The following is a 22,968-nucleotide window of genomic DNA, read 5'->3' on the forward strand; positions in this document are numbered from 1 at the left end:
CGGTTCGCCCAACCAAGTCACGCGCGGGTTTTATGGTGCCCACGGGGCCAAGAGCACGATCTACGAAGGGGGCACGCATGTTCCTCTTGTCGTATCGGGGCCCGGTGTAGCCAGTGGGCGGACGGAAGGTTTTGCCACCACGTCAGATCTTTTTGCCACGATCGCGGGCCTTGCCGGGGTAGAGGTGAACATGACGGATTCCTATGACCTTCAACCGCTTCTAAAGGGTGATGCCGGCGATAGAGACTATATTTACGTCGAGCATTTCTCGAACCAACCGGCCACCCGGGTTGATGTGTTCGGCTGGGCGATGCGGGTCGGGGCGTACAAGCTGCTTCACGCCGAAGGGCAGGCAGCGGAGCTTTACAATCTTGTCGATGATCCGCGCGAATATGTGAACCTTTTGGCCGATGGCATTTCGAACGATGAGGCCGCTGTGATGAGCGAGATCGAACAGCGCGCCAGCGAGTTGCGCGGAAATTGATCAGACAGCTTTGCGCCGCAATTGCGCGATCCTTTGGACGCAAAGCTGCAATCATGCGCCCGCAATCATTCCCTGTGGCGCGAGAGGGTAGGGTCGCGTGGTTGGGCGGCAAAACTGCCGCACCTTGGAAACCTTGCTTCCAATAGCCGCGCTGTGCAGGCAAGATGGCGCATGCACGCAGCAATCAGCCGTCGTGCTGAACAATGAAAGCACCAGAGTGTTGGAATACAAAAGCGTAGTCATGATTGGCGCAACTGGTGCTGTCGGTAGCGAAGCACTGAAAGTGCTGACGCAAATGGATAGCGTCGCGCGCGTCACCGTTCTTGGCCGCAGACCCCTTGAAGGTGTGAGCAGCGAAAAGATCGCACAACACATTGTGGATCTGTTTGATCCCGAAACCTATCGCGCCTATTTGCCGGGCCATACGAGCGCCATTTGCACGCTTGGCGTGGGCGAGCCGTCAAAGGTTTCCAAAGAGCAGTTCATCAAAATCGACAAGACCCTTCCGCTGCAATTCGCCACGCTCTGCAAGGCGGCGGGGGTGGAGCATTTTCAGCTATTGAGTTCGGTGGGTGCCAATTCCAAGTCTGGTTCGTTCTTTCTGCGCAGCAAAGGCGAACTTGAAGATGACCTTAGGCATATCAACTTTCAGCGTCTGAGCCTGTTTCACCCGAGCATGATCTTGACGCCAGAGAACCGATACGGCCTTTCGCAGGCCGTGGTGCTCGCCGTTTGGCCTTTGCTTGACCCGATCCTCTTTGGGCGGTTGCGCAAGTTTCGTGGCATCAAGGTTGCGGATCTGGGCGCTGCCATCGCAAGGAACATCGTCTCGTCTGGCGTCGGAACGCAGACGCTCGAATGGGATGACATTGCAAAGTTTCGCCGCAGCGAAATTGGCTGACGTCGCCCCAAGGGAATCGCTATCGCGGTGGCTTGTGGAACTGTCAGTGCGACACACGCGCGCGATGCTTTTGGTTTCGTAGAAGTTGGGCGGCGCTGGGCATGTCTGCGCAAGACGCGTCTGGCATGGCGGTGCGAAAACTGGCAGAAGGTTGGCACCGGCTGGCGCACCATTTCGTGCATATGCCGCAAGCAAGTCGCTGAAACCGAAGGAGGCCGCGTGGCATTCACCCTTCGCCAGTTACAGTTTTTTGTAGCGGCTGCCGAGAAAGGCTCTGTTTCCGGCGCTGCGCGCGCGCTTTCGATCTCGCAGTCGTCAGTGACCGAGGCGGTGCGCGCACTTGAAGATGACCTTGGCGTGACCCTGTTCGACCGACAGGCACGGGGTATGGAAATCACCCATAAAGGCAGCGCCTTTCTGCGCCATGCGCGCCAGATTTTGCAGGATGTGGCCACCGCGCGCACCGCGTTTCAGGATGACGCCGTGCAGGTCACCGGGCGGTTATCGCTGGGTGTCACATCGCTGGTTGCGGGCTATGTGCTTTCGGACATTCTGTCACGATTTCGCCGCGCTTACCCACAGGTCGAGCTGAACGTGATCGAAGACAGCGGCGAATACCTGCAACACCTGCTGATCGGGGGCGAGCTTGATGTTGCGGTGTTGCTGACCTCTTCGGTGCGCGACCGGATGGCGCTTCATGTCGAGGCGCTGCTGGTTTCGCCCTACCGGCTTTGGTTGCCGCTTGGCCACCCGCTGGCGCAGCAAGAGGCGATTGCGCTGGAACAGTTGGCGGGGCAGCCGCTGATACAGCTGATGGTGGACGAAATCGAAGAAAGTATGCGCCACCTGATGGCAGCGCTTGCCGTAAAGCCGGAGGTCGCGTTTCGTACCCGTTCGGTCGAGGCGGTCAGAAGCCTTGTTGCAACCGGTGCGGGGCTCGCGATTCTGCCCAGTCTGGTCTATCGCCCTTGGTCCCTAGAGGGCGATCGCATCGAAATCCGCGATGTGTCGAGCGAATTGCCATCGGTTCAGGTCGGTCTTGCGTGGCGCAAGGGCGCGCCGCTTAGTCAGGTTGCCTTTAATTTCATCCGCTCTGCGCAAGGCACCATCCCTTCGCGCTAAGGTTTTGGCATCGGACGCGGCGTCAAGTTGGCGCGCGCTCAGCTATCGGTTTGACCGATACCTTCATTCTGCGTTTTGATATTGCGAAGCCATTTGCGAGAGGCTTAGGTTTCGCGCAATTCGTCAAAACAAAAAGCTCTGCCCGACGCAGAGCAAAACCACAGGGAGCCAAAGAATGAAAACACTTGAACTCATGGGTACCAGTGCACTTGCGCTGCTGTTGGCAGTCGGCCCGGCTACCGCGCAGATTGCCTCGGTCGGGGCTTCGGAAGGCCAAGTCAACATTGTCGCTTGGGCCGGCTATATCGAGCGCGGCGAGACTGACCCCAGCTTCGACTGGGTCACGGGTTTCGAGGCCGCTTCGGGGTGCAAGGTAAACGTCAAGACCGCCAACACTTCGGATGAAATGGTGTCGCTGATGAACGAGGGCGGGTTTGACCTTGTCACCGCCTCCGGCGATGCGAGCCTGCGATTGATCGCGGGCAAGCGGGTGCAACCGATCAACACCGACCTGATCCCGTCGTGGTCCACTGTTGACCCGCGCCTTCAGAACGCGCCTTGGTATGTGGTGGACGGTGTGCATTACGGGGTGCCCTACATGTGGGGGCCGAACGTGCTGATGTATAACACCGAGGCTTTCAAAGATGCGCCCCCCACCTCGTGGAACGTGGTGTTCGAGGAAATGACCCTGCCTGACGGCATGTCCAACAAGGGCCGGGTGCAGGCCTATGACGGGCCGATCCACATTGCCGATGCGGCGCAATACCTGATGACGCACAATCCCGAGCTTGGCATCACCTCGCCTTACGAGCTGAACGAGGATCAATACGCAGCGGCGCTTGATCTGCTGCGCGTGCAGCGCACGCTGGTTGGGCGGTATTGGCATGACGCCTTTATCCAGATGGACGATTTCAAGAACGAAGGCGTGGTCGCCTCGGGTTCGTGGCCGTTCCAGGTGAACCTGTTGCAAAGCGAAGGCTTCCCGGTTGCCTCTGTGATCCCCGCCGAGGGGGCGACAGGCTGGGCCGATACCACGATGTTGCACGTCGATGCGGCCAACCCGAACTGCGCCTACAAGTGGATCGAGCATAGCCTTGCTTCCAACCTGCAATCGGATCTCGCTGTCTGGTTTGGTGCCAACCCTTCAGTGCCGGCCGCCTGTACCGATGGGCGCGGTATGCTTGATGCAGCGGGCTGCACCGCCAACGGCATGGACGACTTTGAGAAGATCCGCTTCTGGACCACGCCGGTCAGCAAATGCGCCCAAGGCGAATGTGTCCCATACTACCGTTGGGTTTCGGACTATATCGGCGTGATCGGCGGTCGCTGAGCGCGCAATCAAGCGGGGTGCGCAGATTGCGCGCCCCTTTCCCATCTGCTTGGCGGTGCGCCATCTAGGCGCACCTCCCAATGATTTATCGAGCCCCCAATGACTGCTGCTGTAGAATTCGACTCCGTCTCGCGCCATTTCGGCCCGGTGCGCGCGGTGGACGAGGTGAACCTGACCGTTGCCGAAGGCACCTTTTTTGCCATGCTTGGCCCATCAGGCTCGGGCAAGACTACGTGCCTGCGATTGATTTCGGGGTTTGAAAAGCCGACCCGCGGTTCGATCCGCATCTTTGGGCAGGATGTATCGAACACGCCGCCCAATCGGCGCAACGTCAATACGGTGTTTCAGGATTACGCCCTGTTTCCGCATCTGAGCGTGCGGGAAAACGTCGGCTACGGCCTGATGGTCAAGGGGGTAGGGCGTGCCACGCGCAATGCGAAGGCCGAAGAGATGCTGGCGCTGGTCAAACTCGATGGGTTTGGCGACAGGAAACCGGCGCAGCTTTCGGGCGGGCAGCGCCAGCGCGTGGCGCTGGCCCGCGCGCTGGTGAACGAGCCGCGTGTGCTACTGCTTGATGAGCCGCTTGGGGCATTGGATCTGAAGCTGCGCGAGGCGATGCAGGATGAGTTGAAAGCACTGCAAAAGCGGCTTGGCATCACCTTCGTATTCGTAACGCACGATCAGAGCGAGGCGTTGAGCATGGCCGACAGGTTGGCCGTATTCAACCACGGCAAGATTGCCCAGATCGGCACGCCTTCTGAAATCTACACGCAGCCGCGCACCCGTTTCGTGGCTGATTTTGTCGGCTCTTCCAACGTGCTGCCGCCCGAGCTTGCACAGCGCCTTGGTGCTGCGCCGAATTGGTCAAGCCTGCGCCCCGAAGCACTGCGGCTTACGGCTGCGGCCACTACTGAATTGACCGGCACGGTTACTGGTCTGCGCTACCTTGGCGCTGGCACACGCGTGACAGTGGCCGTTGCGGGCGCAGAGCTTGGGGTGCTGGTGCCCGCCGGCACCTCTTTGCCCGAACAGGGTGCCGAGGTGGGCATCGCCTTCGATACCGCGGATCTGCATCCGATGGAGGAGGCATGAGAACCGCCCTTCTACCCGAGCGCGGCGTCGGCGACCGGCTGACTGCCATTTTCTGGCGCAAACCAACGGTTTTGCTGGTGCTGTTGATCACGCCTCCGCTTTTGTGGTTGGGGGTGGTCTATATCGGCTCGCTCGCGGCGCTATTGCTGCAAAGTTTCTATTCGATTGACGAGTTTTCCGGGCTGGTGGTGCGAGAGTTCACGCTCAAGACCTATATCGAACTGCTGCGGCCCGCCAATTTCGATATCATTCTGCGAACGCTGGTGATGTCTGCCTCGGTCACGTTGGCCTCAGCCGTTCTTGCGTTTCCCATCGCCTATTATGCCGCGCGCTATGCAATCGGTCGCTGGAAAGCGGTCTTTTACCTTGGCGTCATGCTGCCCTTGTGGTCGAGCTATCTGGTCAAGGTCTACGCTTGGAAATTGATCCTTGCGAAAGAGGGCATCGTCACTTGGGTTGCCGATGGGCTTGGGCTTGGCTTTCTGCTCGATGCGGCGCTGGCTCTGCCGGGTGTTGGTGGCAACTCGCTTTCGACGTCGTTTCTGGGAACCTTCCTTGTGTTTGTCTATGTCTGGCTACCCTACATGATCTTGCCGATGCAGGCCGCACTGGAACGCGTGCCAAAGTCGATGTTGGAGGCATCTTCTGACCTTGGCGCGACGCCGGCGCAGACCTTTCGCACGGTAATTCTGCCGCTGGCGATGCCGGGTGTGGTTGCGGGTTCGATCTTCACCTTTTCGCTGACGATGGGCGATTACATCATCCCGCAGATCATCGGCACCTCGGCGCGCTTCATTGGCCTTGCGGTCTATCAGTTGCAAGGAACCGCCGGAAACCTGCCCTTGGCCGCCGCATTTGCGGTGGTGCCGATCATCATCATGCTGATTTACCTCAGCCTTGCCAAACGCGCGGGGGCTTTCGATGCACTCTGATAACCGTGCCCCAAAGAGCCTGACACTGGCAGCCATCGGTGGGCTGTTGTTTCTGCACCTGCCGATCATGCTGATCTTTCTTTACGCGTTCACGACCGAGGAGCGCACTTATCAGTTTCCGCCGCCGGGGCTGACGCTGAAGTGGTTTGCGGTCGCGTGGAACCGGGCCGATATCTGGCCACCATTGTATCTGTCACTGATGGTTGCGGCGATCTCTACGGTATTGGCGCTGATCCTTGGCACGCTTTGCGCCGCCGCGATGTCGCGCGCGCGGTTTTTCGGCCGCAACCAGCTGTCGCTGCTGATCATTCTGCCGATTGCGCTGCCCGGCGTCATCACCGGGATGAGCTTGCGCTCGGCCTTTTCGCTGATGGATATCCCGTTTTCTACGCTGACGATCATCCTTGGCCACGCCACCTTCTGCATCGTGATCGTATTCAATAACGCAGTGGCGCGGTTTCGGCGGCTATCGGGTTCGATTACCGAGGCTTCCGCCGACCTTGGCGCAAACAGTTTCCAGACCTTCCGCCACATCTTGCTGCCAAACCTCGGTTCGGCCCTGCTGGCGGGAGCGATGCTGGCCTTTGCGCTGTCGTTCGATGAGGTGATTGTCACCACCTTCACTGCGGGCCAGCAGAGCACGCTGCCGATCTGGATGTTGCAGGAACTGGTGCGCCCGCGTCAGCGCCCGGTGACCAATGTCGTTGCTATCGTTGTGTTCGCCACGACCTTCATTCCCATTCTTATCGCCTACTACCTGACCCGCGGCGGATCTGAGACCGCGGGCGGTGGCAAATAACCTCAGGGGGAGACCGCCATGAATATTGATACACGGCTTTTGATCGGAAACAGCTTCGAGGCTGGCCAGGATGCGTGCGAACAAGTGCTGAACCCGCGCACCGGCGGGCTGATACTCGAAGTTCCCGAGGCATCTGGCGGCCAGATTGATCGCGCCGTCGCGGCCGCGCGCAAGGCATTTGGCGGCTGGTCGCGCACCACCCCGGCAGAGCGCTCGGCAGCGCTTTTGCGCATCGCGGATCGCATTGAGGCCGATGCAGACGCTTTCGCGGCACTCGAAGCCCTGAACTGCGGCAAACCGATCAACGCCGCACGCGGAGACGAGATTCCCGCGATTGTCGATTGCTTCCGCTTTTTCGCAGGCGCGGTGCGCACCCAACAAGGCATGGCCGCGGGCGAATATCTGGCCGGGCACACCTCGATGATCCGTCGCGATCCAATCGGCGTGGTGGCCTCGATTGCACCGTGGAACTATCCCCTGATGATGATGGCTTGGAAACTTGCCCCCGCGATTGCAGGTGGCAACACGATCATCTTCAAACCTTCCGAACAGACCCCACTGACGGCGCTGAAGCTGGCGCATGTGTTGGCCGAGGAACTGCCCGAAGGCGTGGTCAACGTGGTCTCGGGGCGTGGGCATACGGTGGGCAGCACGCTTATCAACCACCCCGGCGTCGATATGATTTCGCTGACCGGTGATGTGGCGACAGGCAAGAAGATGCTCGACGCGGCCGCCAAAACGATCAAGCGCACACATCTGGAACTGGGCGGCAAAGCCCCGGTCATCGTGTTTGACGATGCCGACATCAGTGAAGTGGTCGAGGGGCTGCGCGCGTTCGGCTTCTACAACGCCGGTCAAGATTGCACCGCCGCTTGCCGGATCTACGCGGGCAAGAAGGTCTATGACAATCTGGTGGCCGATCTGACTTCGGCTGTGTCTTCGATAGCCCTTGGAAACGATGACGACACCACCAACGAAATCGGCCCGCTCATCAGCCTGCGCCAGCGCGACCGAGTGGCAAGTTTCGTGAACCGCGCGCGCGAGCTTGGCCATATTGAGGTGACAACGGGCGGTGCCGCGATGGATCAGGGCTTTTACTATCGCCCCACCGTTGTTGCCGGCGCGAAGCAGGAAGACGAGATCGTGCGGCGCGAGGTGTTTGGCCCGGTGGTCTCGATCACCCCGTTTTCGGATGTCGAAGAGGCGATCGGCTGGGCGAATGACAGCGACTACGGCCTTGCCTCATCGGTCTGGACCCGTGATGTGGGCCGCGCCATGTCCTCTGCTGCGCAGCTGCGCTATGGCTGCACATGGGTGAATACGCATTTCATGCTGGTCAATGAAATGCCCCACGGTGGCCTCAAGCAAAGCGGCTATGGCAAGGATATGAGCAGCTACGCGCTGGAAGACTACACCGTCGTGCGCCACGTGATGGTAAAGCACGGCTAGGGGGCCACGCCCCTTGCGCAAGCACGGGGCAGGATGTTGGGGCGGTTGCCGCAAGTCTGGCACGGGACCCCACCGGCGCGCATGAAGGCAGCTTAAGGCAGGCTCCGGCTGTGCCTAAGGCTTTGCCTTCACTGCGCCGCCGCCTGCCCGGAATAGAGCTGAAGCGCGGCTCTCGTGCCCTTTTGCCAGATCATCCCCAGCCAACGATCAAAGGCCGCCGCAAATCGCGCATCTTGCGCGAGGCTGCCATAGTATTCGCGCTGCTCGAGCCACGCAGAGGGGCGCGTTTTCGCGGCCATGGCCGCGGCTTGCAGGGCGTTCCAGTTTGGATCGTTGGGGGTGATTGCGGTTCCGTCTTCGCGGGTGCCTGCGCACATTCGGGCCCAGAGCGCTTCTACAAGGCTCAGCCCCTCGACGGACATATCGGCGGCCAGTGCATCGCGCAGGATCGGCAAGACGAAACCGGTATGGCGGGACGAGCCGTCAAAGGCGACACGGCGCGTGGTATCGCGGATCGCTGGGTTGGCGAAGCGCGTCTCGATCAACGCCACATAGTCGAGTGGGGTCATGCCCGGAACAGGGGCCACGTGGGGGACGATCTCCTCGCGCTGAACCTTGTGAAAAAGGGCAGATATTTCGCGGTGCGCCATGCAATCTGCGATCGTTTCGACCGACAATATTTCGCCCGCGTTGGCGAGTATCTGATGGCCAGCATTCAGAATACGTATCTTCATGGTCTCGTAGTCATGCACCCGGTTGGTGAAGGTTGCGCCGACGCGGTCCCAATCCGGGCGGCCTGCGCAGAAAGCATCTTCGATGACCCATTGGCGGAAGTTTTCGTGCGTGACTGGGGCTGCATCGATGATCCCCAACTCACGCGCCTTTGCAATCTCGGTGGCGCCGGTGGCGGGAACGATGCAATCGACCATAGAATTGGGAAAGGTGCACCGCGCCTCGATCCAGTCGGCAAGGGATGGATCGCTGAGACGAGCGAGCGATACGACCGCGTCATGCGTTATGTCACCGTTGTGACGCAGGTTGTCGCAGCTTTGCACGGTGAAGGGGCCGTGGCCTGCGGCCCTTCTGCGCCCGAGCGCCGCGACGATGGCGCCGAACGCGGTTCTTGGCCTATCGGGGTGGCTTGCGTCAAAGACGATATCCGCGTGCTCTGCGTCGAATGCACCGGTGCTTGGGTTCACGAAATAGCCACCCTCGGTGACTGTAAGCGACACGATCCGAATGGCCGGATCGGCCATTTGCGCGATCAGCGCGGCGTTGTCCGGCTCGACCGGTAGAAACCCGACCATCGCACCACAAACCTCGGCAGAGGTGCCGTCGGGGCGCAATTCGATCAGTGTGGTAAGGCAGTCTTGTGCGAGCAGCTTTTCACGCATGGCAGCGTCGCTTGCCCGCACCCCCGCGCCGATGATCGCCCAATCGCGCGCAATCCCCTCTTGCAAGAGCCGGTGCAAATACCACGCCTGATGCGCACGGTGAAAATTGCCAACCCCGATGTGAACGATGCCGGGTGCAAGGTCTTGGACATCGTAGGTCGGTGTCAGCACGTTTTCGGGCAGCACGTCGAGGTTCGCGCGGCGAAGTTTTACGGGTTTCTGGTCCATCAGCTCATCCATTGCCCGCCATCTACGTTGTAGGTTTGCGCCACGATATAGCGGGCCTCGTCGGTGGCGAGGAAGATCGCCATTCCGGTCAGGTCTTCGGGCGTTCCCATGCGACCAAAGGGGACGTTTGCGCCCACCTCTGCTTTCTTCTGGCCGGACGCCTTGCCTTCGTATTTGGCGAAAAGGGCATCGACTCCGTTCCAGTGTTCGCCGTCCACGACCCCGGGCGAGATCGCGTTCACATTGATGCCATGCCGGATAAGATTCAGCCCGGCAGACTGGGTCAGGCTGATGACGGCAGATTTCGTTGCGCAATAGACCGCGACAAGCGGCTCGCCGCGGCGTCCGGCTTGGCTTGCCATGTTGATGATGCGCCCTTCAATACGCTCGGCGATCATGTGCCGGGCAACGGCCTGAAGCGTGAAGAGAGTGCCGGCGACGTTGATTTCGAAGGCGCGGGTGTAATCGGCGCGGGTGATTTCGGTTATCGGCGCGGCGGTGAAAATGGCGGCGTTGTTTATAAGGATGTCGATCCGGCCAAGCGCGCCAATAGCCGCAGCAACGCCTGCATCGATTGAAGCTTGGTCCGAGACGTCCAATTCTATTGCGGTCGCGGCATCGCCGATTTCTGCCGCCGCAGCGCGTGCGCGCGAGATGTCGATATCGGCCAGTGCCACTTTCGCACCTTCGTTGACATAGGCGCGCGCGAAGGCAAGCCCGATGCCGCGGGCCGCCCCTGTTATCAGCGCCGTCTTGCCTTGAAGCCGCATCACGCGACTCGCAGGCCAGAGGTGTCAAAGCGATGGATCTGATCGGCGCGCGGCTTTAGCTTGACCTCGTCGCCGTGGCGTACCGCTACCTCGCCGGTTGCGCGCACCGTCAGTGTCTCGGCAAGCCCGGTGCCGTGCACGTGCAGGAAGGTGTCAGACCCCAGATGCTCGGCCACACCCACGACGCCCTGCCACGGGCCGTCTTCGCTCATGTCGATATGTTCGGGGCGCACACCGATCGTGTGCGCGTCATGCTTGGCGGCCTCGTCGCCCTCGATCAGGTTCATCTTGGGGCTGCCGATGAAGCCCGCAACGAAAAGGTTGCGGGGTGAGTGGTAAAGCTCTAGCGGCGTGCCGACCTGTTCGATATGGCCCGCGCGCAGCACGACGATCTTGTCGGCCATCGTCATGGCTTCAACCTGATCGTGGGTGACATAGATCATCGTGGTCTTGAGCCGCTCGTGCAGTTCGCTGATTTCCAGTCGCATCCCCACCCGTAGGGCGGCGTCGAGGTTTGAAAGTGGCTCGTCGAAAAGAAACGCCGCAGGCTCGCGCACAATGGCGCGCCCGATCGCGACACGCTGGCGCTGCCCGCCGGAAAGCTGACCGGGGCGGCGGTCCAGATAATCTGTCAGGTTTAGCGCCTTCGCTGCGGCCTCGATGCGACGCGCCTGTTCTTCCTGCGAAAGGCCCGCCATGCGCATGGGAAAGGCGATGTTCTTGCGCACGCTCATATGCGGATAAAGCGCGTAGGATTGGAACACCATCGCCAGCCCGCGCTTGGCGGGTGGCACCTTCGAGGCGTCGGCACCATCGATGCGGATGCTGCCAGAAGTGATGTCCTCCAGCCCGGCGATCATGCGCAAAAGCGTAGATTTGCCGCAGCCGGACGGGCCCACAAAGACACAGAACTCGCCGTCTTCGATGGTCAGGTTCAAAGGCGGGATGACCTCAACCTCGCCAAAGCTCTTTGTTACCTTATCAAGCGTGATCTTTCCCATAGGTCTGCTCCCTTACTTGACCGCGCCGAAGGTCAGGCCGCGCACGAGTTGCTTCTGGCTGAACCAGCCAAGGATGAGGATGGGTGCGATGGCCATGGTCGAGGCCGCCGACAGTTTGGCGAAGAACAGACCCTCGGGGCTGGAGTAGCTGGCGATGAACGCGGTCAGCGGCGCGGCATTGACCGCGGTGAGGTTCAGCGTCCAAAACGCCTCGTTCCAAGCGAGGATGAAGTTCAGAAGGATGGTCGAGGCGATGCCGGGCACCGCCATTGGGGTCAGCACATAAAGGATTTCCTCGCGCAGACCGGCGCCGTCCATCCGCGCAGCTTCAAGAATCTCGCCCGGGATTTCCCGGAAATAGGTGTAGAGCATCCAGACGATGATCGGCAGGTTGATTAGCATCAGGATCACCACCAGTGCTGCGCGGCTGTCGAGAATGCCAAGCCGGATGCAGATCAGATAGATCGGATAGAGCACGCCGACCGCGGGCAACATCTTGGTGGACAGCATCCAAAGCAGGATGTCCTTGGTGCGCACAGAGGGCACGAAGGCCATGGACCATGCTGCCGGCACCGCCACAAGCACGCCCAGAAGCGTCGAGCCGCCTGCAATGATGACCGAGTTCCACAGATACCGCAGGTAATCCGACCGTTCCTGCACGACTGCGTAATTTTCTAACGTCCAGCTGAAGTTCAGAAACAGCGGCGGGCTTGCGATGGCCTCGGCCTCGGTCTTGAAGCTCGTCAAGATCGTCCAGAGGATCGGAAAGAAGATCAAGAGACCAACAATCCAAGCGAAGGTTGTATTCAGAGCTTTTCGCTGCGGGGTTACTGTGCGTGCCATTGAAGCCTCCTCAGCGATCCAGGTTCTTGCCAACGATGCGCATCAGAAAGATGGCGACGATATTGGCGAGGATGATGGCGTAAACGCCGCCCGCACTGCCCAGACCCACGTTCTGGCTTTCGAGAACCCGCTGATAGATAAGATAGGTCAGCGTCCTTGTGCCGAATGCACCGCCGGTCGTGACGAAAATCTCGGCGAAAATCGACAGCAGGAAGATCGTCTGGATCAGCACGACGATTGTGATCGCCCGTGCCAGATGCGGCAGAATGATATAGCCGAAGCGCGAAATCTTCGAAGCGCCGTCCATCTCGGCGGCTTCAAGCTGCTCGCTATCGAGTGATTGGACAGCCGTCAGCAGGATGAGCGTGGCAAAGGGCAGCCATTGCCACGAAACGATCATGACAATAGATCCCAGCGGCATATCGGTCAGCCAAGACACCGGTTCGGCCCCGAACAGGCGCCACAGATGAGCGAACAGCCCGTTGACCGGGTCCATGAACATGTTTTTCCACACCAGCGCCGAGACTGTGGGCATCACGAAGAACGGCGCGATGACGAGAATGCGCACGATACCTTGGCCCCACATTGGCTGATCGAGCAAAAGCGCCAGCAGAACACCAAGTACGATGGTGATAATCAAAACGCCGCCGACGATAATCAGCGTGGTCTGAACGCTGGGCCAGAAAGAGCTTGATGTGACAAAGCGCACATAATTGCCAAAGCCTGCCCAGCCCAGATCACCGCCGCGCAGCGGCAGATATTGGCGAAACGAGAACCACAGGGTCATCGTCAGTGGCACCAGCATCCATCCCAGAAGGAGGATCACGGCAGGGGCCATCATTAGGCGCGCGGCGGATCGAGAGTGCTGGGTTGCCATGAGCTAATGCCTTTCCTGTCAGGCCCTACTAGGGGCGGCGTGGCAGATCGTAGCGGAAGAAGCGGTGGCATACGGGCGGCGGCGAAACCGCCGCCCGAGTGGAACTGCGCGGCTTAGTAGCCCGCGGCTTCCATTTCCTCGCTGACAATTGCTTGCGCTTTTGCGAGGGCGCGTTCGGCCGTTTCTTGGCCTGCAAGAGCGGCAGAAAACTCTTGCCCCACTTGGCTTGCGATGCCCGCAAACTCCGGGATCGCAGCGAACTGGACGCCTACGTAAGGCACCGGATCGACCGTCGGGTTAAGCGGATCTGCCGACAGGATCGACCGCAGCGTCATTTCGGCAAACGGCACCGCCTGATAGTCGGGGTTCTCATAGAGCGAGGTGCGCGCACCCGGCGGCACGTTGGCCCAGCCCTCGTTTGCGGCTACCAGCGCTGTATATTCGCGAGAGGTTGCCCATTCGATGAATTGAAGCGCCTCATCGGCCTGATCGGTACCCGCCGGGATCGCCAGCGCCCAAGCCCAGAGCCAGTTGGCATTGCGCCCCAAACCTGTATTCGGTGCCAATGCGAAGCCGACCTTGTCGGCCACGGCAGAGTCATCAGGATTGGTCACGAAGGACGCCGCAACAGTGGCGTCGATCCACATGCCGCACTTGCCCTGCTGGAACAGCGACAGGTTCTCGTTGAACCCGTTGTTCGACGCGCCCGGAGGACCGGCTTCGTTCATCAGATCAATGTAGAAGTTGAGCGTGTTCGCCCATGCCTCTGTGTCGAACTGCGGCTGCCAGTTCTCGTCGAACCAGCGCGCGCCGAAGGAATTGGACATCGCGGTCAGGAAGGCCATGTTTTCGCCCCATCCCGCCTTGCCGCGCAGGCAGATGCCATAGACCTCATTGCCCCGATCCGTCATTGCGATGGCGGCCTCGCGGATGAAATCCCAAGTGGGTGCTTCGGGCATCGTCAGCCCGGCGGCTTCCATCAGATCGGTGCGATACATGATCATAGAGCTCTCGCCGTAGAACGGCGCGGCATAAAGTGTGCCGTCATAGCTCAGGCCCCCGGCCATCGCGGGCAGGATATCGCCCACATCGTATTCGGCCGACAAATTGTCAAGCGGCACGAGCCAGCCATTGGCGGCCCAGATTGGGGTTTCGTACATGCCGATGGTCATGATGTCGAACTGACCACCGCTTGTCGTGATGTCTGTCGTCACGCGTTGGCGCAGGACGTTTTCTTCGAGCGTCACCCACTCGACACTGATGCCGGTCTTCGCGGTGAACTGCTCTGTGTAACCCTGCATACGGATCATGTCGCCGTTGTTGACTGTGGCGATGGTGATGCTGGCGCCCTGAGCGAAGGCCGTTGCAGTGCAGAACGTAAGCGCCGTGCTGGCGCCAAGAATGCGCTTGAGTAACATCCGTATCCTCCCTGAACTTGGATGTGGCCGGATGACTCTAGGTCAAGCGCTGCTCTCGCGTCAATCTTTTTCTTTACACGCGTAATGTTTCTAGGCTGACTTCCGCAAAACCAAGGCGCCATTGAACAGCGAGGAAGCCTTTGAATCCGGGCGCTGGCCAGAGTCGATGATCGACAAAAGCTGGTCCATGCTGCCTTTTGAAATGGAGTCGTAGTCTTGTGAAACCGTTGTCAGGGATGGGCAGGAAAACCTTGCATAAGGGTGGTCGTCGTGGCCCGCGACGCGCAGCGCATGGCCGTGGCCGATACCTACCCTGAAGCCGTGTTCATAGGCTGCGGCCAGAAACCCGATGGCAAGGCGATCATTGCTGCACAAGACCGTATCGGTCGGCAGCCGACGCTCTGCCATCATACGTCCGGCCCCGGTGTAAGCGACCTCCTCAAAGTTCCAATCAGAGCCTTCTGCAACGAGAATCATGGGTTCTTGCCCCAGTTTGCGCATCGCCGCCTCGTAGGCTGCGCGTCGCTTGTTGGCATTGGGGTTTGGTGCGTCTCGCATCTCGAAAAACGCAGGTGGTTGGCCTGTTCGGCTTAGATATTCTACAATTAACCCAATACTTTGCGCATTGTTCGAGCCATAGAACGCATCCCCCGCGCCCTCTACGTCGCAGTCGAAGAGCACGGTCGGAATATCGCGGCAGAACGCTTCGAGACCGTCAATTTTTGAGCGGCGCCCGAGCGGGGCAAGCAAGACGCCCGCTGGCCTGATCGCCCTGAGACTTTCAAGGTTCGCGATCTCTCGGTCCGGGTCTCCGTGCGAGCTTAGCAAGATGGGATTAAAGCTCGACTGCGCGCAAAGCGGCTCGATCTTTCGTGCGACTTCGGCAAAGAACGGGTCGGCGAGGTAGGGCACGACGATGCCGATGTTCCGCGTCAATTGGCGGTTCTGATTGATAGCATAGACATTCGGGGTGTAGTTGTAGCGCGCCAGCGCGGCCTCTATCCGCCCCCGTGTCGATTGGCGCACGGAGTTCGGGTCATTGAAGTATTTGGAGAGGGTTGGTCGCGAGATGCCGCTAAGCGAGGCAAACTCCTCCATCGTTCTCACCCGGTCGTGTCGCATTGCCTCGCCTCTTGCCTCATCGTTGGGGCGCACAAATACATTGCCACGCGTAAAGATACTATTCGGCATCTATACCGCTTGTGTCAAGTTTCGCCACGCGCACTAGATGCTGGTCTACCAGAAACCGAACAGAACCAAGCCCGTCAAGTACCGCAAGAACTTATCCAATCGGACGGGCTGGAAAAGCGCGGTGCCACTGATCCGCGTGCAGTATCGGGCATCGCGAACGCGCGGATGCAGCGGGGCAGACGCTTGGTGCCGGAAGTGGCGCGCGCAGCTTTCGCCCCCCGAAGCCCCGGGCAGGAACGGCCGTGTTTTTTACGGTTTTCGTCGATGTCTTGCAGCGATCGATTTCCGAGGGGTTTGCCAATGCGCGACGCGCGTCAGGGGGCAGTTGTTGCGCCGTCTGGCTGTAGTATTGCCGCACCAAAAATACTCTACCTTTGGGCGAAGCAAAGCGCATCGTTGCGCCACGCCGGTGCGCCGTGGTGTAGTGCTTTAATTAAGTGAACGCGGTGGCGCGCGAAGTCCCGAGGCGGCAAGGGCAGGGCACGCAATGCAGAGATATTCAACCAGTCACTTCTGGGGCATTGTCTACACACTACTGATAGCGTTGATTTTATTAATCGCGACATTCGTGTGGGGAAGTGTCCAGCGCGCGATGACTTCTGATTTTCATGATGAAAATCATCGTGCAGTCGCGACCGAAGTTCAGCAGGCTAAAATTGCCCTTGAGAAGATGTTTGCCGAAATATTTTCAGAAATCGCGCACCACTCCGCTGAGGTCGCGTCTGGGCTGGATCCATCAGACCCATCCGCCACCGCCATCAAGGTAGAGATTCCCCACTTTGATCCGTGGTCGCTGGACGTGGCGTTTTTACGTGCCGCCCCGTTACTCCGTAGCGGACTGCCGACGGAAGGTGTTCCCCTGATCTATCTACCGGATTGGGTTATTCAAGACGCTGCCTTTGCCGCCCAATTTGCAATTGCCTCACGTCAGAATGTGCTTGTTGGTCCTGTCGAGTTTGAAGGCAAGGCTGATGCCTTCTTGGCTATCGTGCCAATTTTCGAGAGCGCCGCATCAAGTCAGTCTGCGGGCTTAATCGGCGTCGCCACGTCTACTTTCTCGACAGATGACATCTTTGGCAAAGAGTCGTTCCTCGAACATGTCTCAGACGTTGATATTGCTGTCCGGGCCACAAATCCTGCCGAGGCGGCAGACGCGCAGGGCGCGATGCTCTACGGGGACATGGCTGTATTCAACTCTGCGCCCGTGGTGATGGCCTTAAGTATGCCGGGAACTGCATTGGAAATAGCTGGCACGCCAAAGGGCGGCTGGCCGACAGATCCACCGCACGTGTCGGAAATACGATTTTTCTTCGCGCTCGGGATCGTGTTGATAAGCGCCTCGCTGGTCTTTGCGGCGCGATATTTGCAGAAGTCAGTATCCTCAGATCGTCGGCTTCGCGAGGCGCTCGAGGCGATGAACGGCGCGTTTGCATTCTATGACCACAATGACAGGCTATCGATCTGCAATACCGAGTATCTGAGGTTCTACTCCATACCGCCCGAAGCCCTGAAGCAACGCTGGTCTTTCGAGAGAATCTTGGGGAAACTCGTTGATGCGGGAACCGCCAAGGATGCCCATGGGCGGGAACAGGAATGGATTGCGGCTCGTCTTAGGCGACATCGCGAAGGCAGCATGACCGCCGTTCAGCCAACGAGCGATGGTCGATGGATCAAGGTTTCGGAAACACGCACGTCTGAGGGTGAGACGATCGGGTTTCTGGTGGACGTTACCGACCTCGTCAAGGCAACGGAAAAGTCAGAGGCAGCAAATCACGCAAAATCGGAGTTTTTAAATATTGTAAGCCACGAGCTCAAGACACCGCTCACAATTGTTCTGGGATACCTGCGGTTTCTTGCCCATCCGCGCATCTTGCCATCTGTCCAAAATCTTGTTGCGGCCAATGAAGGCTCTGCCGATAGCGCGAAAGTCGCGCTTCAGCTGGATGAAGTGCTATCGGAACTGCAAGGATATGCCGCAAGGGCGGGTGCTTCGGCCAAAAGTTTGCAAGACATGATACAAAGCATTCTTGACCTTTCTGCTTTGGATGCCGGGAAGATTGGCAATACCGCAGAAAAAATTGATCTCGCGGCGTTGGTTGCCTCGGTGGCAGAAGATTTCAAGGCACGTGCCGAGGAAAAAAAGCTGGTGCTGGGAACGGATATCCACCCGGTGACGGTATCTGGCAACCGGCATGGCCTTCGCAGGATATTGGCCAACCTCGTCGATAACGCGATCAAGTTTACCGAGGCTGGGCGCGTCGATATCGCCATCGAGCAGGGCGATCAATGTATAGAGCTGATTGTTTCAGACACTGGGCCTGGTATTTCAGCCGAGTTCCAGCAGAGGGTGTTCGATCCATTCTTGCAGGTGGAAGAATCGTTGACCCGAAAATCCGGCGGGTTGGGGTTGGGCCTGGCGGTCGCCCATCGGTTCTCAGAGTATTTGGGGCTGCATATTAAGGTTTCGTCAAACCTTGGTGTTGGTACGACGTTCCGGGTAACCATACCCGTTCAGGCAGAGGCAACCGAGGGTTGAGCATGCCCGCGTCGGGCAACTTCTGGCGCTTTGGCCAAGTGCCGCAGCTATGCAGGGGTTTGCCCCGGTCGATCAACCCGTCGCGGTGGCGCGGTTTTCGCGCAGCCTGCGCCACGCCAAGGCGATCAGGAACATTCCCGTCATGATCAGCACAATAGTTGGTGCCGGTGCCGCATCGATCCAGAAGGAAGCATAGATGCCAGTCAATCCCGCCACGAGCGCCACGCCGACGGCCACGCCCAGCATCGCTGCAAAGCGACGCGTCAGCAAAAAGGCTATGGCTCCGGGTGCGATCAGATAAGCAACCGAAAGGATAATGCCGACCGAGGAGAGCATCGCAACGATGGTCGCCGAAAGAATGGCAAGCAATCCGTAGTGCAGCCACGCGACCGGAAGCCCGATCATCTTCGCCTGTATCGGATCGAAGCTCTCCGCAAGAAAATCGCGCCACTTCAACCCAAGGATCAGCGCGACGCCGCCCGAGATCAACCCGGCGGTCCACAACTCTTCACCCCCGACGCCCAGCATGTTGCCAAACAGGATGTGGTCAAGGTGGAGCGTTGTCTCGATCTGCGTGTAGATCACGATCCCCAATCCAAACATGCCCGAGAATACAACGCCCAAGACGGTATCCTGCTTGATCCGCGAATTGTCCTTGATGAACCCGGTGCCAAGCGCGCAGACGAGCCCGGCCAGAAATGCGCCGATAATCAACGGAATACCCGCAAGATAGGCAAGAACCACGCCGGGCAGCACCGCGTGGCTGGTCGCGTCGCCCATCAAGGACCAGCCCTTGAGCACGAGAAAGGCGCTCAGCATCGCGGCTGCGGGGGCGATCAGCGCCACGATCAACATCGCATTCTGCATGAACGGAAACTGGAACGGCATCAGCAGATCAGCCATCACGCGACCTCGCTCAACGCGGCTTTGGCGCGTGCGCGCGCGGCCAACATTCCGTGCTTTGGCGCAAAGACCAATGCGATCAGAAACAATGCCGTTTGCAGGCACACGATCACGCCGCCGGTCGCGCCATCTAGGAAATAGCTCAGATAAGCGCCGAATGCCGAAGTGGTCGAGCCGATTGCGACCGAAAGCAACAGCAACTTCGGAAAGCGGTCGGTTAGCAGGTAGGCGGTAGCCCCCGGCGTTACGACGAGCGCAATCACAAGGAAGGCCCCGACTGTTTGCATCGCCGCCACGGTCGAGGCAGACAGAAGCGTAAAGAAGATCAACCGCAGCGCGGTCACCTTTAGCCCGATAGAGCGCGCGTGGGCCTCATCGAAAAAGACAGCCAGCAGATCGCGCCATTTTGCCAGCAGCACAACTAGCGACACCCCGCCGATAATGGCGAGTTGCAATGTGTCGCCCGGCGAGATCGCAAGGATGTTGCCCATGATGATGGTCTGAATCGACACCGCCATCGGGTTGAGCGATACCATGAACAGGCCCAGCCCGAAAAAGGCGGTGAAGATCAACCCGATCACCACGTCTTCCTTCAGACCGGAGGTCTGGCGTAGAAACAGCATCGCCAGCGCCGCAAGGCCGCCTGACAGAAAGGCACCGATCGCAAAGGGAAGCCCGAGCATGTAGGCGCCAGCCACACCCGGCACCACCGAATGCGCCAAAGCATCGCCGATCAGCGACCAGCCCTTGAGCATCAGATAGGCTGAAAGAAACGCACAAACCGCGCCGACCAGCGCCGAAACCCAGATCGCGTTGGTCATGTAGCTGTAGGCAAGGGGTTCTAGCAAAATCATGATCGCCCCTTCACGGTGCGTGCACGATCGTCGTAGATCACCAGCGGGCGCTCATCATCGGTGAAGATGTCAAGCTTGCGCGGGTCTTCGTCGGCATGCAATCGCTGCCCTTCAAGCAGGAAGTGCCGCAGCACCCCGCCAAAGGCTTCGCGCAGATGTTCGGGTGTGAATATCTCTTCCGTGGGGCCGTAAGCCAGCACAGTGCCCTTTACCAGCACGACGTGATCGCAGAACTCTGGAACCGATCCGAGGTTGTGCGTGGCAACCAACATCACCCGCCCTTCATCGCGCAGATCACGAAGAAGGCCGACAATCTGTTCTTCGGTCTTAACATCGACGCCCGTGAACGGTTCATCCAGCAAGATGACCTGCGCGTCTTGTGCCAGTGCCCGCGCCAGAAAGACGCGCTTTTTCTGCCCGCCTGACAGCTCGCCAATCTGGCGGTTGCGAAAGTCGCTCATGCTGACGCGCGCCAGTGCGACGGAGACGGCCTCGTGGTCGGCGGCGCGCGGGCGGCGGAAAAACCCCATATGCCCATAGCGCCCCATCATCACGACATCTTCCACCAGAACCGGGAAAGTCCAGTCAACCTCTTCGGCCTGCGGAACGTAGGCGACTGCCTGCTGCTTTAGGACCTTTGCGACGGGTTGCCCAAGGATCTCGATCCGGCCAGCCGAAACGGGCACGAAGCCCATCAGCGCCTTGAACAACGTCGATTTTCCCGACCCGTTCACACCGACCAGTGCGGTGATAGTGCCGCGTGGGACCGTAAAGCTGGCATTGCGCAGGGCCGTGTGCCCATTGCGATACGTAACGGTCAACCCCTCGGTGCGAATGCCGTCATCGCTCATTCCTGCAACCCCTTGAGAATGGTTTCCGAGGTCACGCGCAGCAGGTCAAGATAGCTCGGAACCGGGCCATCGGGTTCCGAGATGCTGTCAACGTAAAGGACACCGCCATAGGCCGCGCCGGTTTCACGCGCGACTTGTTTTGCGGGTTTGTCCGAAACGGTGCTTTCAGAAAACACCACGGGGATGCCATGCGTTCGCACCGTATCGATCACCATGCGCACTTGCTGCGGTGTTCCTTGCGCATCGGCGTTGATCGGCCAGAGAAAGACCTCTTGCAGGCCGAAATCGCGCGCGAGATACGAGAATGCCCCTTCGGATGTCACCAGCCAACGGCGGTTTTCGGGCAGGGCGCGTGCGGCATCGCGCAACGGGCCGATGACCTCGGCCAGCTTTGCCTTGTAGGCTTCGGCATTCGCGGCATAGGTTTGGGCATTCGCGGGGTCTGCCGCACTGAGCGCGTCGCGGATATTGTCGATATAGATCTCGGCGGAATCGAGCGCCATCCAAGCATGCGGGTTGGGTTTGCCCGCGTATTCCCCACCCATGATCGCGATCGGCTGCACACCATCGGAAACCGTGGCAGAAGGCACATCGCGAAGGTTAGAGAAGAACTGTTCGAACCAGCGTTCCAGATTCAGCCCGTTCCACAAGATCAGGTCCGCGCCCTGCGCCCTGACCAGATCGCGCGGGGTCGGATCGTATCCATGAATCTCGGCTCCGGGGCGGGTAATCGAGACGACCTCTGCCGCATCCCCCGCCACATTCCGTGCCATGTCGGCAATGACCGTGAATGTCGTCACGACCTTGAGCTTGTCCTGTGCCGCGGCGGCCCCGGCACCCCCAAAGAGCGAAAGTCCTGCGACCAATCCCAAAACCGCTCTTCTACCGATCATCAAGCCTACCTCTTCAAGTTGTTCCCTGAATGCATTTAGGAATGATTTGCAACTGTCAAGGTAAATGCAAATCATTTGCATCTGGGGCTTGCGCATTTCAGCACATTTGCGCGAAAAGAAGGGTATGCCCGAGATCAGACGCCGAACCGAAAACCTGACCAAAGCCCTGCGACGCGCTGGCGTTCGCATCACCCGCCAGCGGGCTGCGCTTTTGTCGGTACTGGCCGAGGCGGAAGATCATCCCGAGGCTGTCGAATTGCAGCGCCGTGCCGAAGAGGCGGTTCCGGGTATTTCGCTTTCGACGGTATATCGCACGCTGACCGAGTTGGAGACGCAGGGCGTGATCTTGCGCCACCAGTTCGCGGGCACGCCTGCGCGGTTCGAACATACCGAAACCCAGCATCATGACCACATGATCGATGTCGACTCTGGCGAGGTGGTCGAGTTCGCCAACGACCGGATCGAGAAGCTACAGGCCGAGATCGCCGATGCGCTGGGCTATGAAATCGTCCACCATCGGCTGGAACTCTATGTGCGCAAAAAGCGTGCCAAAGACCCGCAGGGCTGATGCCGTTTGACGGTTTCGGGGTGCCCGCTTATGCCCGGCGCGCGGAACTGAAACCAATTCCATCCCACGCCGCCGACTACGTGCAAAAAACGACAAGGGTCGCGCAAAGCGCGACCCTTGCAAACGTCCTTGGACTCGTGGGGGAAAGTTACACGAGGTCTAGGCCGCTTCGACTGTGATCTTACCCGCGCCCTTGATCGCCGTGGCAAACTTGGGCGCGCGAACCTGAACACCTCCTCGTCAAACTTCGCGTCGAGCATAAGGGTGCCCAAACTGCGCAGTCGGGTCATTGATGGTGGTCAACGGTTTGCTTCAACGGCCGCAATAGCAGGCTGGGTTGTGCGACGCCTGCATCGCCAATCGGTCGAGACGCTTGCGCCGTTCGACAAGTCCACGGGTCATCTTTTCGAATATCCCGTCGATATGCCCAAGTTCGATCAACTTCTTCAAATCGAGAACCCTGAATTGCGACGGATCCCTGATTTCGATAACCCCGGTCTTTGACAGCTTGTGGATCGTCCTGCTGATCGTC

Annotated in this window: 21 protein-coding genes and 1 pseudogene; 10 read left to right on the forward strand and 12 right to left on the reverse strand. The window is 59.4% G+C overall.

Annotated features, from left to right (window positions below):
• The 8 genes from ABY403_RS02060 to ABY403_RS02095 all read left to right on the forward strand — a co-directional run.
• The coding region (locus ABY403_RS02060; RefSeq protein WP_372838162.1) for a sulfatase/phosphatase domain-containing protein at nt 1-484 on the forward strand (484 nt) is incomplete at its 5' end.
• 241 nt (nt 485-725) lie between these two features.
• Nucleotides 726-1,385 (forward strand): NAD(P)H-binding protein, encoded by a 660-nt coding sequence (locus tag ABY403_RS02065; protein WP_372838165.1) that lies wholly within the window; start codon nt 726-728, stop codon nt 1,383-1,385.
• Between the two features lie 219 nt (nt 1,386-1,604).
• Nucleotides 1,605-2,507 (forward strand): LysR family transcriptional regulator, encoded by a 903-nt coding sequence (locus ABY403_RS02070; RefSeq protein ID WP_372838168.1) that lies wholly within the window; start codon nt 1,605-1,607, stop codon nt 2,505-2,507.
• Nucleotides 2,508-2,682: 175 nt separating this feature from the next.
• A complete protein-coding gene (locus ABY403_RS02075) occupies nt 2,683-3,837 on the forward strand; it encodes an ABC transporter substrate-binding protein (RefSeq protein ID WP_372838171.1) in 1,155 nt (384 codons plus the stop codon).
• A 99-nt stretch (nt 3,838-3,936) separates the two neighbouring features.
• Nucleotides 3,937-4,929, forward strand: coding sequence for an ABC transporter ATP-binding protein (locus ABY403_RS02080; protein ID WP_372838174.1), 993 nt, complete (start codon nt 3,937-3,939; stop codon nt 4,927-4,929).
• A complete protein-coding gene (locus ABY403_RS02085; protein WP_372838177.1) occupies nt 4,926-5,861 on the forward strand; it encodes an ABC transporter permease in 936 nt (311 codons plus the stop codon). The genes ABY403_RS02080 and ABY403_RS02085 overlap by 4 nt, the downstream gene beginning before the upstream one ends.
• Nucleotides 5,851-6,660, forward strand: a complete 810-nt coding sequence (locus ABY403_RS02090) for an ABC transporter permease (RefSeq protein ID WP_372838180.1) — start codon at nt 5,851-5,853, stop codon at nt 6,658-6,660. The genes ABY403_RS02085 and ABY403_RS02090 overlap by 11 nt, the downstream gene beginning before the upstream one ends.
• A 24-nt stretch (nt 6,661-6,684) precedes the next feature.
• Nucleotides 6,685-8,109 carry a gamma-aminobutyraldehyde dehydrogenase gene (locus ABY403_RS02095; protein WP_372838215.1) on the forward strand — a complete coding sequence of 475 codons (1,425 nt, stop codon included), beginning with the start codon at nt 6,685-6,687 and terminating at the stop codon, nt 8,107-8,109.
• Nucleotides 8,110-8,237: 128 nt separating this feature from the next.
• Here ABY403_RS02095 and ABY403_RS02100 read toward each other — a convergent pair whose 3' ends face one another.
• The 7 genes from ABY403_RS02100 to ABY403_RS02130 form a co-directional block, all read right to left on the reverse strand.
• Nucleotides 8,238-9,731 (reverse strand): mannitol dehydrogenase family protein, encoded by a 1,494-nt coding sequence (locus ABY403_RS02100; RefSeq protein WP_372838183.1) that lies wholly within the window; start codon nt 9,729-9,731, stop codon nt 8,238-8,240.
• Nucleotides 9,731-10,504: an L-iditol 2-dehydrogenase gene (locus ABY403_RS02105; protein ID WP_372838185.1), complete on the reverse strand. Its 774-nt coding sequence runs from the start codon at nt 10,502-10,504 to the stop codon at nt 9,731-9,733. Before ABY403_RS02105 ends, ABY403_RS02100 begins: the two co-directional genes overlap by 1 nt.
• The gene (locus tag ABY403_RS02110) at nt 10,501-11,502 is read right to left on the reverse strand and encodes an ABC transporter ATP-binding protein (RefSeq protein ID WP_372838187.1); all 1,002 of its coding nucleotides are present in this window, start codon (nt 11,500-11,502) and stop codon (nt 10,501-10,503) included. The genes ABY403_RS02105 and ABY403_RS02110 overlap by 4 nt, the downstream gene beginning before the upstream one ends.
• A 12-nt stretch (nt 11,503-11,514) precedes the next feature.
• Nucleotides 11,515-12,345: a carbohydrate ABC transporter permease gene (locus ABY403_RS02115; RefSeq protein ID WP_372838190.1), complete on the reverse strand. Its 831-nt coding sequence runs from the start codon at nt 12,343-12,345 to the stop codon at nt 11,515-11,517.
• A 10-nt stretch (nt 12,346-12,355) separates the two neighbouring features.
• Complete coding sequence (locus tag ABY403_RS02120) at nt 12,356-13,222, reverse strand: carbohydrate ABC transporter permease (RefSeq protein WP_372838193.1); 867 nt, start codon at nt 13,220-13,222, stop codon at nt 12,356-12,358.
• Nucleotides 13,223-13,335: 113 nt separating this feature from the next.
• Nucleotides 13,336-14,640: a sugar ABC transporter substrate-binding protein gene (locus ABY403_RS02125; RefSeq protein WP_372838196.1), complete on the reverse strand. Its 1,305-nt coding sequence runs from the start codon at nt 14,638-14,640 to the stop codon at nt 13,336-13,338.
• 90 nt (nt 14,641-14,730) lie between these two features.
• The gene (locus tag ABY403_RS02130; RefSeq protein ID WP_372838198.1) at nt 14,731-15,762 is read right to left on the reverse strand and encodes a LacI family DNA-binding transcriptional regulator; all 1,032 of its coding nucleotides are present in this window, start codon (nt 15,760-15,762) and stop codon (nt 14,731-14,733) included.
• 556 nt (nt 15,763-16,318) lie between these two features.
• Here ABY403_RS02130 and ABY403_RS02135 point away from each other — a divergent pair.
• The gene (locus ABY403_RS02135) at nt 16,319-18,367 is read left to right on the forward strand and encodes a sensor histidine kinase (protein WP_372838200.1); all 2,049 of its coding nucleotides are present in this window, start codon (nt 16,319-16,321) and stop codon (nt 18,365-18,367) included.
• Between the two features lie 72 nt (nt 18,368-18,439).
• Here the strand turns inward: ABY403_RS02135 and ABY403_RS02140 are convergent, their stop codons facing one another.
• The 4 genes from ABY403_RS02140 to ABY403_RS02155 are packed head-to-tail and all read right to left on the reverse strand — an operon-like array spanning nt 18,440 to nt 21,868.
• A complete protein-coding gene (locus ABY403_RS02140) occupies nt 18,440-19,270 on the reverse strand; it encodes a metal ABC transporter permease (RefSeq protein ID WP_372838203.1) in 831 nt (276 codons plus the stop codon).
• Entirely contained in the window at nt 19,270-20,124 is an 855-nt protein-coding gene (locus ABY403_RS02145; protein WP_372838206.1) for a metal ABC transporter permease, read from the reverse strand. Before ABY403_RS02145 ends, ABY403_RS02140 begins: the two co-directional genes overlap by 1 nt.
• Nucleotides 20,121-20,975: a manganese/iron ABC transporter ATP-binding protein gene (locus ABY403_RS02150; RefSeq protein ID WP_372838209.1), complete on the reverse strand. Its 855-nt coding sequence runs from the start codon at nt 20,973-20,975 to the stop codon at nt 20,121-20,123. Before ABY403_RS02150 ends, ABY403_RS02145 begins: the two co-directional genes overlap by 4 nt.
• The gene (locus ABY403_RS02155; RefSeq protein WP_372838211.1) at nt 20,972-21,868 is read right to left on the reverse strand and encodes a metal ABC transporter substrate-binding protein; all 897 of its coding nucleotides are present in this window, start codon (nt 21,866-21,868) and stop codon (nt 20,972-20,974) included. Before ABY403_RS02155 ends, ABY403_RS02150 begins: the two co-directional genes overlap by 4 nt.
• Nucleotides 21,869-21,992: 124 nt before the next feature.
• On the opposite strand from ABY403_RS02155, the gene ABY403_RS02160 reads away from it, so the two are divergent.
• Nucleotides 21,993-22,436: a Fur family transcriptional regulator gene (locus tag ABY403_RS02160; RefSeq protein WP_372838213.1), complete on the forward strand. Its 444-nt coding sequence runs from the start codon at nt 21,993-21,995 to the stop codon at nt 22,434-22,436.
• 312 nt (nt 22,437-22,748) lie between these two features.
• On the opposite strand, the pseudogene ABY403_RS02165 reads toward ABY403_RS02160, so the two are convergent.
• Nucleotides 22,749-22,968, reverse strand: a pseudogene (locus tag ABY403_RS02165) (hypothetical protein); the annotation flags it as partial.

This window comes from Phaeovulum sp., assembly GCF_041596715.1.
Classification (GTDB): domain Bacteria; phylum Pseudomonadota; class Alphaproteobacteria; order Rhodobacterales; family Rhodobacteraceae; genus UBA6213.

Excerpts from the sequence above, each read along its gene's own strand:
- ABY403_RS02065 (WP_372838165.1), top strand. The coding sequence starts at position 726 with ATGATTGGCGCAACTGGTGCTGTCGGTAGCGAAGCACTGAAAGTGCTG.
- ABY403_RS02075 (WP_372838171.1), top strand. The coding sequence starts at position 2,683 with ATGAAAACACTTGAACTCATGGGTACCAGTGCACTTGCGCTGCTGTTG.
- ABY403_RS02080 (WP_372838174.1), top strand. The coding sequence starts at position 3,937 with ATGACTGCTGCTGTAGAATTCGACTCCGTCTCGCGCCATTTCGGCCCG.
- ABY403_RS02085 (WP_372838177.1), top strand. The coding sequence starts at position 4,926 with ATGAGAACCGCCCTTCTACCCGAGCGCGGCGTCGGCGACCGGCTGACT.
- ABY403_RS02090 (WP_372838180.1), top strand. The coding sequence starts at position 5,851 with ATGCACTCTGATAACCGTGCCCCAAAGAGCCTGACACTGGCAGCCATC.
- ABY403_RS02100 (WP_372838183.1), bottom strand. The coding sequence starts at position 9,731 with ATGGACCAGAAACCCGTAAAACTTCGCCGCGCGAACCTCGACGTGCTG.
- ABY403_RS02110 (WP_372838187.1), bottom strand. The coding sequence starts at position 11,502 with ATGGGAAAGATCACGCTTGATAAGGTAACAAAGAGCTTTGGCGAGGTT.
- ABY403_RS02115 (WP_372838190.1), bottom strand. The coding sequence starts at position 12,345 with ATGGCACGCACAGTAACCCCGCAGCGAAAAGCTCTGAATACAACCTTC.
- ABY403_RS02120 (WP_372838193.1), bottom strand. The coding sequence starts at position 13,222 with ATGGCAACCCAGCACTCTCGATCCGCCGCGCGCCTAATGATGGCCCCT.
- ABY403_RS02125 (WP_372838196.1), bottom strand. The coding sequence starts at position 14,640 with ATGTTACTCAAGCGCATTCTTGGCGCCAGCACGGCGCTTACGTTCTGC.
- ABY403_RS02130 (WP_372838198.1), bottom strand. The coding sequence starts at position 15,762 with ATGCGACACGACCGGGTGAGAACGATGGAGGAGTTTGCCTCGCTTAGC.
- ABY403_RS02135 (WP_372838200.1), top strand. The coding sequence starts at position 16,319 with ATGCAGAGATATTCAACCAGTCACTTCTGGGGCATTGTCTACACACTA.
- ABY403_RS02140 (WP_372838203.1), bottom strand. The coding sequence starts at position 19,270 with ATGGCTGATCTGCTGATGCCGTTCCAGTTTCCGTTCATGCAGAATGCG.
- ABY403_RS02145 (WP_372838206.1), bottom strand. The coding sequence starts at position 20,124 with ATGATTTTGCTAGAACCCCTTGCCTACAGCTACATGACCAACGCGATC.
- ABY403_RS02150 (WP_372838209.1), bottom strand. The coding sequence starts at position 20,975 with ATGAGCGATGACGGCATTCGCACCGAGGGGTTGACCGTTACGTATCGC.
- ABY403_RS02155 (WP_372838211.1), bottom strand. The coding sequence starts at position 21,868 with ATGATCGGTAGAAGAGCGGTTTTGGGATTGGTCGCAGGACTTTCGCTC.
- ABY403_RS02160 (WP_372838213.1), top strand. The coding sequence starts at position 21,993 with ATGCCCGAGATCAGACGCCGAACCGAAAACCTGACCAAAGCCCTGCGA.